Here is a 13,800-nt window from a genome sequence, read left to right as displayed (position 1 = left end):
TTAAAATCAGTGCATTAGCCAAGCTGGTTAAGACGGTGAAAGTGCAAGTTTTGTCTGTTCAGCGTGCGACATAAGCCAATACGGTTCACTTAAGGTTTATTTGTCATTGCGAGCGTCCTCGCGCGGCAATCGCAGTATAAATTTTTCACATAGTTTTATAGACTGAACAGTCTTAAGTGAACCGTATTGCGACATAAGCAATTAATCGAGAAACTCGTCAAAGGGCGATCGCGATCGCGCAAAAATTACCAGAAGCTGTGCTGGATGAAACCGTTAAGCTTCTGGAACCTTTGTCTGTCAAGGCTAATTAGGTTGAGTAGCGATGTTTTTTATCAATCTTGCCTCACGCGATCGGGCACACCCACCGCCGAAATACCCGATATCGCCCTTAAATTCTGACACCGAATCAACTCATTAAAATCCAAACTGCGCCCTTCAATTTGAGCCACAGCTTCGATCGCCCCCAGCAGATGTCCCGCCGCTTCAGATTCACTGTAACCACGCCTTCCCGCGACTCTAATCGCCGTTTCATCAGCATCTAGCTCTACTTGCGAACTGCGATTGTCGCGCCAAATTCGAGTCATCGCCAATCCAGTCAACCCACCGGCGATCGCAATTCCGATCGCATCACCCTGCAACAACTCTACAACAGTGCCGACAATTCCCGCCACAGCCGCACCTTGATAAATATCCGCTTTAAACCACTTAAAATTTCCCAAAAAACTCACATTTCGCAATAGCAGTAAATCCCGCTGCGGCTTAGATAGCAGCCGCCACAAATCAAAATTAATATAAATCGGGCGAGATTGATGCCAAGGTAAAGGAAAATCGCAATCAATCACCGTCGATTGTTGAGGCTTATTAATAATTTTACACGTCATGCGACCGGAAGCGGGCATCACATCTAACAGGCGGCGAATTTCTGGTTCGGGATTCATAGTTGAAGGAAGAAGGAAGAGGGAAGAGGGAAGAAGGAAGAGGGAATTTACTACTCGTTACTAGGCTCTGCCTGGTAACGCAGATCCGGAGGCTCTGCCTCCTTTTTTCCAGTCGAGGCAGAGCTTCTGAATATCGGTTCCAAGGCAGAGCCTTGGAACCAGTTAATCTGCAAAAAAACAATCTTATCTATCACGGACTCGTAGGGGCGGGTTCACCAACAATATTTAACTCCCATCAATAACCTACATAAACCCGCCCCCACACAACCAATAAACTACATCAACCTGGATTTCTATCCAATACAAAAATATAACTGTAACTTGGGATTTATTGTTAAATGATAGCCAATTTTATAGATTGTCAATAATTGATCAACTATGTCAAACTATTTCATACAGTAGTCCGGGATTTACTGCTGGGTGAGGGCGGGTTTTAGAGATTGTCAATAATTGACAAATATTGTGGGTGAACCCGCCCCTACGAGTCCCTGGTAGATATTAAGGACTTTTATTCGATTCAGATTTAGGAGATTCTTGAGCTTTAGGAGCCACTTTCTCACCCTTGGGCGAAGGCTTCGGGCTGGCAATTGCTGGAGCAACTAACGGCTTGGAAGTCGCGGCGGGGGATGCCAGCGGTTTCGGGGAAGCGGGGGCAGTTATCGGGGCAGCAGGGGCGGCCTTAGCGCCTAAAATGCTCGCGTCTCCGGTGTCAAATAAGCCGGCGATGCAGGCAATCATCATTGTTGCTAAAGTGCCGACAAATAATGCTTTCCAACCGAGTTCGGAAATGTCTTTGCGGCGGGAGGGAATTAGGGCGATTGTGCCGCCGACAAATATGCCAACGGATGCTAGGTGGGCGAAGCCGGAAAGGGCGTAACTGACAATCAAAACTGTGCGATCGCTAATTAGTCCTTTTGCCGCCGCTTCTGCTAAACTTTGATAAGGCGGAATCGCGGTTTCTAACAGCCGCCGTCCGATGATTACTGATGCTACCCAGGAATCTTCAAGGGGAACTCCGGTTAACAAGGTTAGCGGGTAAAATAAGACTCCTTGAATGTTTTGCAGGGTAACAAAACTAAAGATTGTGCCGATGGGAGCAGGTAAAACTGCCAGCCAGCCAAAGAATTGATTGATTAAGGAAACTAAGCCCAAGATTAAAATCAAAACAGCGGCAATGGCTACTGACATTTTCACACCGTCCAATGCGCCAATTATCGCTGCATCCAAAGGGCTAACTCGTTCGATTGGTTCTCCGCCAACTGTCTCTTGTTTGCGGATCTCACCGTCATTATCTCTAATTTCGTCGCCGATGAACTCGTGGCCTTGGGGCTTAGGATTTTCCTTGGGGATACCGCCCATTGTCAGCGGTACTCCTGTCTCCGGCACTAAAATCTTGGACAGGACAAAGCAAGCGGGAATGGCGATAATTGAGGCTGAAACTAAATGTCCTAAAATATTTGGAAATACAGGCTTGAGAAAGCTGACGTAAATTGCTAAAGTTGATGAAGCGGCGGTTCCAAAACAGCAGGAGAGGATTGCACAAAGTTCGGAACGAGTCATTTGTGGCAAATAAGGCTTGACGACAATTGCTGCTTCTATTCCTACAAAAATATTGGCTGCGCCGCTGAGGGCTTCCGCGCCACTCAACCGCATTGTCTTATAAAATATTTTGGCAAAAACTTCGGTGACAATTTGAATTACGCCGATGTTGTACAGTAAGGCCATGAGGCCGGAAAAAAAGACTACTGTCGGTAAAGCTCGAAAGGCGAAAATATATCCTAAATTAATTGGCGGCTCTTGACCTGGTTTTGGTACGATGTTTGTGCCGAATACAAATCTCGCTCCGGTGTCAGCAGCGGTGAATACTCCATCGAGCAAGCCTGTAAACCACTCTAGGGCGATGCGAGTTGGGGGAAACAGGAATACTAAAAATCCTAAGACTAATTGCAGGCCAATGCCCCAGATGATGACGCGCCAAGGTATATAACGAACTTGGCGGTTTTCTGAGAAAATCCAGGCGATCGCACATAAGCCAAAAATGCCCAGAAATGAGATAAAGTTGTAAATAGACATGAGCCTAGTCCTTGAAATAGTTGAGAATGCCGATCGACGGCTTGCACCACATCAGTTATACTATTCATCGGACGGCAAATGCCAAAAAAAATAACTGGCAGATAAATTACGCACTCAACAGCGTATTTATGTCGTTGCTTATGTGATTGCGAGTTCTGCGGATCTTTAGCAACCCTTGATTTGCCGTAATTACCAGCAGTTTAGATAGAAACTCTAACACATGGAAGCTTTTGCTCCACATTCTCCTGAATGGACTGCGGCGGCGGTTCACGCTACTGAGTTTTGCTGTCCCAAGTGCGCTGCTAGCTGCACGGATGCCCATGAAGTCTGGATTAATCGTCGATCGCCAGTATACACCGAGTCCAACCGCCGCAAGTGGCAAGAATTTTACCGCTGTCGGTGTGGCGCTGTGTGGTGGGCCTGGAGTAGCGATAGGCCTCCTTCTGAACTTGTGCGTAGCGATGAGAGCTCCGATGAGGCTTCAGATGATGATTTTTAGAGTGATTTTCGATTTTATTTGAAATTAGAGTAAGGTGCGCAACGCGCACCCTACTTTTACATAAGTCTGCGCAAGTTTTCAACTAATAAAGCACGTCTAGTATTCCCTTGACTACGCCTTCCATGACTTTTTCAATTAACCTCAATTCATTTTCGCCGATCGACTCATCTAATAACATTGACTGAATTCGCTGTCTGTCATCGCGAGTCAGTTCGCCTAATGCAAAGATATGCTCAACTACTTGTTCATTTAAAAATGGGAAAGTTTGAGTTTGCATGGTTGATCTCTAAAAGCATCAATATTTTGTTGTTAACTTCGTCAGATAACTTGGTCAGAGGAGCTAGTTATTTCGTGGGTTGACTGCTGTTCCATCTAATCAGTCTACAAATTATAGGACGAAAGCGAACACTTTGTCAAGACACCTGCCACAGATAAATATTAAATTTGCATCGTATTTCCGATATTCTAGTAATGGGTGGTTTGGAAGTGCGATCGACTAACTCAGCAGATTCACACCCAGGAGAAAAGCCCCATGCGCGCAACCTCGATCGACCTTTTTAAGTTTACTGGCACTTTCGCGGAACATTACAGCTCAAACAAAATCTCAAGTACCAGAGACTAGAATTGGCAATAGGGAATTGGCTTTTCTGACTTCCCTCTGACTAATGACTGACGACTGACGACTAATGACTGACGACTAATGACTAATGACTAATGACTTATTTTTTTCGCTCTGTTCTAATTTTGACATTAGGTTTTTGGCTGCTACCGCTAGCAGTGCGATCGCAATCTGTAGTTCCGGCGAATGACGGCACTAATACTGTTGTCAATCAGGAGCAAAATCGCTTAAACATTAGTGGCGGACAACTGTCAGGAAACGGCGCAAATCTCTTTCACAGCTTCCGCCAATTTAATCTCAGCGAAGGGCAAATCGGGAACTTTCTAACTAATCCAAATATTCAAAATATCTTAGGGCGGATTTCCGGCAGCAATATTTCCGTCATTAACGGTCTGATTTCTGTCAGTGGCGGGAACTCAAATTTATTCTTAATGAATCCGGCGGGAATTGTTTTCGGTCAAAATGCTAGATTAAACGTGCCTGGTTCTTTTCTCGCCACAACTGCTACAGGTATCGGTTTCGGCGATGGTTGGTTCAATTCTGCCGGAATTAATGATTATAAATCCTTGCTCGGAAATCCCAATCAATTTAATTTTAATAATTCACAAACCGGGACAATTGTCAATACTGGAAACTTAGCAGTTGGTAGCGGTCAAAATTTAACTTTGCTGGGTGGAACAGTTATTAATACTGGGGAATTATCCGCGCCAGCAGGTCAAATTACAGTGGCTGCTGTTCCCGGACAAAATGCAGTTCGCATCAGTCAAGTTGGGAATTTATTGAGTTTAGAAATTACTCCATTTTTGCCGTCAGAAAAATCTGCAATCGCCCCGGCTGCTTTACCTCAGTTGCTGACGGGCCCAGGAGTAGCCTCAGCTACAGGTTTAACAACCAACGCCCAAGGTCAATTGGTACTGACTGATGGTCAAAAAGTGCAGGTAAATGCCGGAAGTGCGATCGTCTCCGGTACTGTAAATGTATTTGCCCCTTCTGGCCCAACAGGCGGCGCAGTCAATATTTTAGGCGAAAAAGTCGGACTGTTCGGCGCCAATATCAATGCTTCCGGGACTAACGGCGGAGGTGTTGTGCGCGTCGGAGGCGGTTTCCAGGGGATGGAACCAGTACCAAATGCTCAGGTGACTTATGTTAGTCCTGATTCTACGATCGCAGCAAACGCGATCGACCGCGGCAACGGCGGCACAGCAGTAATTTGGTCAGACAATACAACTCGCTTCTTCGGCAATATTACTGCTCGCGGGGGCATCGCCGCAGGTAACGGCGGCACAGTCGAAGTTTCGGGCAAAAATGCTCTAACTTTCCAAGGAGAGGTCGATACCCGCGCGACTAACGGGGCGATCGGCAGTTTGTGGCTCGATCCGGCAAATATTGCGATCGTCAGCGGTAATGACGACACCACCGTGCGATCGACCGACGGAGAACTCCAAGCGACAACAGAACCATCTGACACATCGACGATCTCAGAAGTGCAGTTGGAACAGATGGCGGCCGGCAGCAACGTGGTTCTAGACACCCCCGGCGAGATCACCGTCCAAGACTTGCCCGATAACCAACTTTCACTGCAAGCGAGAACCGGAGACAGCGTAACATTTAGATCAGGCGGAGTGTTTTTTGTCAATGATCCCAACGATTTAATCGAGACTCAAGGCGGCAACATCAACATTTTCGCCAGCAGCATCTCTCTGGGGCGGCTGAATGCGAACGGTGGTAACATCGCTCTCACTGCTAACGGCATTGACTTCAGGGGTGGCAACAATTCCGTCAGCAGTGCGGGGGGAGCAATTCGCTTGCAACCCAACGACAGCCGAGCAATTCGGATTGGTGGCACCGGCGATATTTTGGGCATTTTGGACTTGACGTACACGGATCTCGGCGCTTTGGCGGGGGATTTTGGCTCGATCGCGATCGGGCGCGCCAACAGCAGCTCGATCGCGATCGTCGCACCCATTACCTTCAACAGCCCGCTAACACTTCAAGGCAACTCGATCGCGATCGACCATCCCCTGAGAACCACCGGCAGCGCTAGTTTGACTCTCGACGCGCCCCAAAGTGCGATCGGCGCGAACATTGCCACATCCGGCGCAGATCTCACTTTTACAGGCAACCTGTCCCTGATTGCTGATGCAGCTTTCAGCACTCAAGCTAGGGGCAATATTCTGTTTTCCGGCAGCCTAGACGGATCTCACGCCCTGAGACTTGACGCTCAGCGAGTGCGGTTCGGCGGTACAGTCGGTCAAGCTACACCCCTAGCTAGTTTGATTGTCAACGGCCGCAGTACCGAGCTATTCAGTGCGATCGCGACAGCCGGCAACATCACTTTTAACAGTGCCGTCACAGTCGATCGCAGCGCCACCCTAGCCACCAGTACCGGAAATATCGCTTTTGCCAATACCCTCGACAGCATCCTGGGCCGCGCCAATAATTTGACCCTGCGCGCTGGCGGTAATATTAATTTTCGGGGCCCCATCGGTCAAACTCAGAGGTTGGGCCTGCTCTCGGCTGACGCTGTTAATGTGACGGCTGCTTCAACAATTGCAGTCCGCAGTTTGACCATAAACGCGCGAAATTCTGCTACTCTTCGGGGGGATACGACGGCTGCTTTGGTAGCCCATCTCAAGGCAGGAAATGTCCTGTTAGAGGGTAATTTCAAAACGGATGGCGGCAGCGTGAATCTGCAAGCAACTCGCGAGATTCGGACTCGCAATATTACCTCCAACGGCGGAAGCATTCAGGTTGAGGGGAATACTGTGGTTGCGGGCGCGATCGACTCCTCGTCAGTAACGGGAACAGGTGGCGCGATCGCACTCAACAGCAAGGCCGGCTCTTTAACTGCGGGCGCTTTGAATGCTTCGGGGGCGATCGGCGGCAATATTACTGTCACCTCGCAAGCCGGAATTGCCGCTCTCGATCTCAACTCCCGCGGCACTTCCAAGGGCAACGGCGGGGATGTATCCCTGAGAGCGACTGGTAACATTCAGTTGGGATCGATCGACGCTAGAGGTGGCAAGCAAGGCGGCACAGGTGGCAACGTTGATGTGACAACTCTCGGTTTGTTTCGATCGAACAATGTTTTCAACGATGATATATCCGGGAATCTTTCCAGCAGTATTTCTACTGCCGGAGGTGCGGGAAGCGGCGCGATCGCAATTCGGCACGGAGGCGGTATTGATCTACCCTTTGTAGTTGGCGGCGCGATCGACAATGGAACAAAGGGAAGCATTAATGCTGGTGAGGGAAACACCATTTTCTCCAGTCTTGCATTTGGGCAAACTTACACCCAAGGAAGTTTACCAAATCTGATTTCCATAATCACACCAACTCCCGCACCAACTCCCGCACCAATTCCCGCACCAACTCCCGCACCAACTCCCGCACCAACTCCCGCACCAACTCCCGCACCAACTCCCGCACCAACTCCCGCACCAACTCCTCCTCGTGCGCCGTCATTTCCTGCATCTTTGCAAGTAGAATTGCGATCGCCAAATCGAGACAAAAATTCCCCAATTAGCCCGGATAATTTCGCTCCTTCTCGCAAATACGATCCGGCAGGCTCTGAAGTTTTAGCCTTTGAAAAAACATTCACTCGCGAGTACGAAAAACATCTAAAATTGGCCACCAGAACCCCGATCACTAATATGTCCGTAATTTACGAAATTCTTCGCAAAAACGAACAAATTACCAGCGTCAAATCGGCAATTATTTATATGAATTGGGTCAGCGGAGCCGATGCAGCCGCCGCCAAAGAAAATGGAGGAGTGCTGGTAGCAAGTCGGGATTTATCTAATCTATTGCCTGTACTCAAAAACCTCAGATCGCAGCCCCCTAGCCCCTTAGAAAAAAAGTTGGGGGAGAGCTTGCCACCTGCTGGTAAAGAAACTTCAGATGTTCCTAACGGGGAGCATTTAGAATTAGTATTAGTCACAGCCAATGCTCAACCGATGCGCATTTTAGTTCCAGCAACAACGCGCTGGCAGGTGTTGCAACTAGCCGAATTCCTGCAAACCGAAATAACTAATCCCAGAAGAAGAAATAGTATCAGTTATTTAGATTCTGCTCAAAAACTTTATCGGTGGTTAATTGCGCCAATAGCCCCAGAATTAACAGCTTTAAAGATTGAAAATTTAATTGTAATTCCGGCAGCAGGTTTGCGAAGCTTGCCGTTTGCTGCCCTTCACGACGGCAAAGAATTTTTAATAGAAAAATACAGCATTAGTGTGATCCCCAGTCTGAGTTTGACGGATACCCGCTACGACAATATTGCTGACGACGAAGTGTTGGCGATGGGCGCATCGGTATTTGAAGATAAAGCGCCATTACCGGCGGTACCGGTGGAGTTAGAGTCGATCGCGCCGCCCGATCGCGGAAAATCATTTTTGAATCAAGATTTTACGCTCAGAAATTTGCAAGATCAGCGGGCAAATCGACCTTTTGGCATCATTCACCTAGCCACTCACAGCCAATTCCAGCCTGGGCAACCAAGCAATTCTTACATTCAATTGTGGGATACTAAATTACTAATCACTGAAATGCGGCAGTTGCGATGGAATGAACCGCCAGTGAATCTCTTAGTTTTAAGCGCGTGTAGTACCGCTTTGGGCGACGCAGAGGCGGAGTTGGGGTTTGCGGGTTTGGCGGTAGCTAGCGGTGCGCGATCGGCTTTAGCGAGTTTGTGGGAAGTCAGCGATGAGGGAACTTTGGGGCTGATGACGGGGTTTTACCGGCAGTTGCGGGCCCCCAGACGCGAGGGCAATGTGACTATTAAAGCCGAGGCTTTGCGGCAAGCGCAATTGGAGATGCTGCGAGGGCGCGTGCGGATTCAAGACGGGCTGCTGCGAGTCGAAGGGCTTTCTTTGCCTCTAATTTTGCCTCCAGAAATTGCCGCGCGGGGCGATCGAATCCTTTCCCATCCCTATTATTGGGCCGCCTTCACCATGATTGGCAATCCTTGGTAATCGGTAATCGGTAATTGGTAATTGGTAATCGGTAATCGGTAATCGGTAATCGGTAATCGGTAATCGGTAATTGCTAATTAGCTTATCTTGCTTATTTCTTGATTTTTCCATCTAACTAATGTCAACTGTCAACTGTCAACTGTCAACTGCCAACTGTCAACTGCCAACTGCCAACTGTCAACTGCCAACTGTCAACTGCCAACTGACTTAAGGTTTTTCCCTCTGCTGCAAATACTGCCAAATTGCTTGATGACATACGTGCCAAAAATACATGGCTAAATTCAGAAGAGCTAATAACTTAGTGCCATCTTCTAACATGGCGTGTACTCCTAGACTTTGAGTGTCTATAATGTCCTCAAACCGCGAGATAGCAAACAAGAGGAATGCGGCGACTAATGGCAGGTAAGGAGTGGTTTTGATGTATCGCCAAAAATTTATTCCGTATAAAAAAACACCACTACCATAACACAAATAAATTAATTTCTTAGATATTCCCAACTGAAAAAGAATCAACGTCATCCGAAACCTGTCATCCAGGAAAAAGACTCCCAGCAGTACAGCGCTAAAAAATAAGAATATTGCCGATCGACTGCGCGGCTCTTTTTGACGCAGCACTCCGAATGTAAATGCACAAATTGCGACTGGGATGCACCAGAGGATTTCGGAAATTCCGGTGAAAAGGCCTTCGTAAGGGAACCAAGAATTAAAAGGATCACTAAAAAGGCGTTCAACTCCATCTCCCTGGTTGTTGAGTTTGGCGTATAGGCTCAGCCCGCCCAAAATTAGGACAGTGAGAGTGTTGAAAATAACTAAAAATGGTACAGTAAAAAAGTGTTTTTTGAGAAGTGGCAAAAAAGTTGAAAACTTGGAAATTTTTTCGGATAAAGGCAGATGCTTCATAAAAGTTGTCTCCCAACAATAGAGTTTTTTAGACTTCTTTATATTTTATATTTTATATTTTATATTTTATATTGGCAATAACTGATGAATATCATGCTTGAGAAGAGGGGTTTAGATTTGCATTCTTGTTTGACACTGATGTCAAGTAAATCCACCTGATTTTACGTAAAATAGGGTTCGCGCTCAAGCTTGCTGTGTAGATCTTCTTCCGACTTCCATCATCAGACTTCTTCATTCTTCCTTCTTCACCGGCAGCCAAACGACAAATGTAGTGCCGCGATCTGCTGGATATAAATGAGCTGTACTAGATGGCAGCCATTCCTGATTTACTGGGGAAAATACTTGGATTTCTCCTTGCATTTGGCGGACTAAATCGCGGGCTATAGCCAAACCCAATCCTGTGCCGGGAATTTCTGTCTGGGCTTTTTCTCCGCGGTAGTGCCGCTCAAATAAGTGATCTAAATCCTGGGGGGGAATGCCGGAACCTGTGTCGCTGACTGCAACTGCTATGGCAGGTAAGGGGCGGTGGTTCGCGTCGTAGCTTACTTTAATATAAATTTGGCGGCCGGCGGGGGTATATTTCAAGGCATTGTCAATTAAGTTGCTCAAAACTTCGCGCAAAGCTCGATCATTCGCCCAGACTGGTGGCAAGTCCGTGGGTATGTCGGCTAGTAATGACAGATGCCTTTCGGATGCGATCGCAGATGCGGAAATTAACAGTGGTTTTAAGACGAATCCCACAAAACAGGATTCGTCCAAATTGGCCACCGGTAACAGCGACAGAGGAGAATGCTGGATTAATTCCATATTGGAAGTTGCTGTTTCTGAAGTGCCTGATGGGAGTCTGAGATTTGCTTCGCCGGTGTCTACTGTGCGATCGAACTGGCCGAGCAATTCTTGCAGCCGATCGCTCTCTCGGACAATACTAAAAGCCACATTGCGGTTTTTGTCTTCTGGTACCAGCCTGCGCGCTAACAGTTTGCCAAAAGTTCGCAACGCTGTCAGCGGACTTTTGAACTGGTGCAGCAAATTGTGCATCGTGTCATAAACCTGAGCCTGGATTTGCCGAGAAGATCCCAATTCCTGCTGCATCCACTGCGATCGCTGGTCTAAAATACAGGCAAGCGCCAAGGTGCGAGCAATTTGTTGCATCTGAGCCTCTTCTCGCTCGTTCCAAGCCCTGTCTTCCCTACCGCTGACCAGGAGTCCCATGACAGATCCCTCGTGTATCAGAGGCGTCACAATTTGCTTCCGTTGCTGCCAGACATTTTCCGGGCCTTGGCACTGATTGGAACTGTTTTCAAAACCTGGAAGTGGCTCTGGCGCGATCGCCTCTACGGTTGATGCTTCCACAGACTGAGCCGGCGCAGCCAGCCGCCGCGACATCGGTTTCACTGTCGAGCTTGGAGCAGATTCGAGCCTCAACTCCTGATTTTCTGGTTCGACTGAGGTGTCTGGGTAAACTGCGATCGGCACTAACTTTGCCTCGCTGCCGGATACCAGCTCTTGTGTCAGGTATACCGCGCTGAATGTCGCGCCCAAACTGACGGCGATCGCCACCTGCGATCGACAAAGCTTGACAAATTCTGAACTGGCTGGCATTAACATGAGCGCGACATTAAGATCTTTAACGGAATTTTCAGTAAATTACAACTGCTCAGTCGCCGATTACAGATCGGAGACTTCTAAATTTCTGGTGTCTGCGCTTTGATGGCAGGCTGCTCGGTTCTAAGCATTCGGCTTTCATTAACACAAATTGCCTCAAACCCCCGTCTGCCTAGTTTCCACAGATTCTCAAGCTGGGCTGGTGCCGGAACTTGCGGCTCACATTAGCACAACCGCTACACTTTTGTCGATCGGCACGAATATTAAGATTATGTCGATATATTAAAAACAGTTGAAATTTTGAGCTAGAAGAGATATACTGGCCTCGGATTTGGTAGCTATGATTACCTAAAAATTGGTTCTAAAGCCCCGTCCGATTCGGAACGGCTTTGATGATTTAATCATATATTGTTGAGTCGCCAGATCTAAAAATTCGGTCTCAACTCTATGATCCAAAAAATCTCAAATTTAGGTTGGCGCATCAACCTAGGATGCTCGGCAATATCAGACAAGCTGTGCTTGAGGAAAGCTGTTTGAATCCAGAATCCCCATGTTTTTATGGCTGGGGAGTATGTCAAAACCTGTCTGCTCATACTGTCTACTCACACTGTCTGCTCACAGAGGAGGTAAAGAAATTGGCCAGGAGACGCAAACGCAAAAGTCGCCGCCGACAAGAAGGACGCAGAATTTTAGAGTGTGTGCCTCAATATAGCATCGAGAGCGGCGAAGATAAACCCGTAACAGCGGCTCGCAAGTTCATCCATGCCGAAGGCATTGCTCCCCCAGCTTTACTGTTGGTCAAGCGTAACGAGCATACCACCGACAGATACTTCTGGGCTGAAAAAGGTTTATTTGGAGCCCAATACGTAGAAGAGAACCATTTCTTGTTTCCTAGCTTAAAGGTGATGCTGGAAGCAACCGCAGAAAAAATTCCTGTGGTGTCGGCCAGTCGCGCATAGCTCAAAATGTTGAGCTCAAAACATTGACAGCAATGTTTTTCTAACTCTTTTAACAAAAGCGCCAGAGTTCTCATTGTCTGGAGAGTGCCAACTGAAATTTACGCGAAAAATCCTTGGGAAGTTAGGGTATAAGGAGCCATCGCAACAGGATAGATCACCGCAGCGGGCGATCGGCACAATTGGCACTCTCAGGATAATGGTTTTTTTTGAATCTGCCCAAAAACGGATACAAGCCCCGACGCTTCTGAGGGATCTGCCCAAAATTTTAGACGAAAATTAAAGCTCCCAGATTCATCTGTAGAATAAATTTCAAATCTAACAATCTAAAATCGTTTGACTGTGCCAGTCGATCGAACTTTCGGGCCAACGAGAGAGCTGCAAGCAGCAATCCGTTTGTCGGCTCGAAGTCGAATCACGCCATCTAGCATATCAAAAAACGTTCCGCGCCAAACTTTTAATCTTCCAGCGGTTTCAAATTTAAAGCTTTTTGCATAGTTGCTAGTTCATCGCGGTGAGCTCTGACAGTAACAAAGCTTTTAGTTGGGCCTTCCGAGTCAGCAACTGATTCGAGTTTGAGAAGGACTTGCTCGGAACGTCCAGCTTTTTTCCAGTAAAATATCCCCGTCAGCGGCGACAGCAGTACCAAACCTAGGAAAATTTGACCTTGCTGCGGTACTAGCATCCCCAAAACCAGTCCCAAGCAGAGAGCCCCCCCTGCACTCAACAGGGTTAAAAAGATAGCTAAAAACCAACTCGGCCGCACAACACCCTCAAAGGTGACTTTATAGTTGGGGGCATCAACGGCTGCAACTCGGTAAGCCCTAGCAGCAAAATACTCTTGTAGCTGGGTTAACAATGACTCTTGGGCGCTCTCGGAAGCAAGCTTGACTTGTTCGATGCGATCTTTGACTGAGGCCTTGATGAAGAAAAACAAGCCTACAGCCAGCAGCAGCGTCATCACAAAGGTTGAAGAAAGAACAGTAGTATCCATCGGTAGAAGTTTTTGTAAGTGAAATTATCTACTATTACTTTACATAAGTTTACTGATGAAAGCGATCGAGGACTTACGCAGACACTTTTTTCACAAAATTCGCAGAAAGCTTTGTAGCAAGGCGTTTTTCTCCCCATCACCAAATTCCGAGATCTCCCCATCACCAAATTCTTAATTGACCCTGCGTAAGTCCTGACGTAGTGTAGCTCTAATCGCTATGCGGCGAGGCTGGCAAAGCGAAGGCAA

General features: G+C 47.5%; 10 protein-coding genes. 4 read left to right on the top strand and 6 right to left on the bottom strand.

Going from position 1 to position 13,800, the window contains the following annotated elements:
- Window positions 1-332 precede the first annotated feature (332 nt).
- Window positions 333-938 carry a DUF3318 domain-containing protein gene (locus QUB66_RS13630; RefSeq protein ID WP_332968217.1) on the bottom strand — a complete coding sequence of 202 codons (606 nt, stop codon included), beginning with the start codon at window positions 936-938 and terminating at the stop codon, window positions 333-335.
- Here QUB66_RS13630 and QUB66_RS13625 point away from each other — a divergent pair.
- The gene (locus QUB66_RS13625) at window positions 880-1,002 is read left to right on the top strand and encodes a hypothetical protein (RefSeq protein WP_332968298.1); all 123 of its coding nucleotides are present in this window, start codon (window positions 880-882) and stop codon (window positions 1,000-1,002) included. The two genes, QUB66_RS13630 and QUB66_RS13625, sit on opposite strands and share 59 nt — an antisense overlap.
- Window positions 1,003-1,436: 434 nt before the next feature.
- Here QUB66_RS13625 and QUB66_RS13620 read toward each other — a convergent pair whose 3' ends face one another.
- Window positions 1,437-3,011: a NupC/NupG family nucleoside CNT transporter gene (locus QUB66_RS13620; RefSeq protein ID WP_332968215.1), complete on the bottom strand. Its 1,575-nt coding sequence runs from the start codon at window positions 3,009-3,011 to the stop codon at window positions 1,437-1,439.
- A gap of 220 nt (window positions 3,012-3,231) precedes the next feature.
- Here QUB66_RS13620 and QUB66_RS13615 point away from each other — a divergent pair, with 220 nt between their 5' ends.
- Window positions 3,232-3,510 (top strand): hypothetical protein, encoded by a 279-nt coding sequence (locus QUB66_RS13615; protein WP_265233840.1) that lies wholly within the window; start codon window positions 3,232-3,234, stop codon window positions 3,508-3,510.
- A gap of 82 nt (window positions 3,511-3,592) precedes the next feature.
- On the opposite strand, the gene QUB66_RS13610 is transcribed toward QUB66_RS13615, so the two are convergent.
- Window positions 3,593-3,787 carry a hypothetical protein gene (locus tag QUB66_RS13610; RefSeq protein ID WP_265233839.1) on the bottom strand — a complete coding sequence of 65 codons (195 nt, stop codon included), beginning with the start codon at window positions 3,785-3,787 and terminating at the stop codon, window positions 3,593-3,595.
- Window positions 3,788-4,224: 437 nt separating this feature from the next.
- Between QUB66_RS13610 and QUB66_RS13605 the strand changes: the two genes are divergently transcribed.
- Complete coding sequence (locus QUB66_RS13605; RefSeq protein WP_332968213.1) at window positions 4,225-9,099, top strand: CHAT domain-containing protein; 4,875 nt, start codon at window positions 4,225-4,227, stop codon at window positions 9,097-9,099.
- A gap of 207 nt (window positions 9,100-9,306) precedes the next feature.
- Here the strand turns inward: QUB66_RS13605 and QUB66_RS13600 are convergent, their stop codons facing one another.
- Window positions 9,307-9,999, bottom strand: a complete 693-nt coding sequence (locus QUB66_RS13600) for a hypothetical protein (RefSeq protein ID WP_265233837.1) — start codon at window positions 9,997-9,999, stop codon at window positions 9,307-9,309.
- A gap of 231 nt (window positions 10,000-10,230) precedes the next feature.
- Window positions 10,231-11,601 (bottom strand): GAF domain-containing sensor histidine kinase, encoded by a 1,371-nt coding sequence (locus tag QUB66_RS13595; protein WP_265233836.1) that lies wholly within the window; start codon window positions 11,599-11,601, stop codon window positions 10,231-10,233.
- Between the two features lie 638 nt (window positions 11,602-12,239).
- On the opposite strand from QUB66_RS13595, the gene QUB66_RS13590 reads away from it, so the two are divergent.
- A complete protein-coding gene (locus tag QUB66_RS13590; protein ID WP_265233835.1) occupies window positions 12,240-12,563 on the top strand; it encodes a DUF3155 domain-containing protein in 324 nt (107 codons plus the stop codon).
- Between the two features lie 454 nt (window positions 12,564-13,017).
- On the opposite strand, the gene QUB66_RS13585 is transcribed toward QUB66_RS13590, so the two are convergent.
- A complete protein-coding gene (locus QUB66_RS13585) occupies window positions 13,018-13,554 on the bottom strand; it encodes a cofactor assembly of complex C subunit B (RefSeq protein ID WP_265233834.1) in 537 nt (178 codons plus the stop codon).
- Window positions 13,555-13,800 lie beyond the last annotated feature (246 nt).

This window comes from Microcoleus sp. A2-C3 (assembly GCF_036706065.1).
Classification (GTDB): domain Bacteria; phylum Cyanobacteriota; class Cyanobacteriia; order Cyanobacteriales; family Microcoleaceae; genus Microcoleus.
This window is presented reverse-complemented; position numbering and strand designations above follow the sequence as displayed.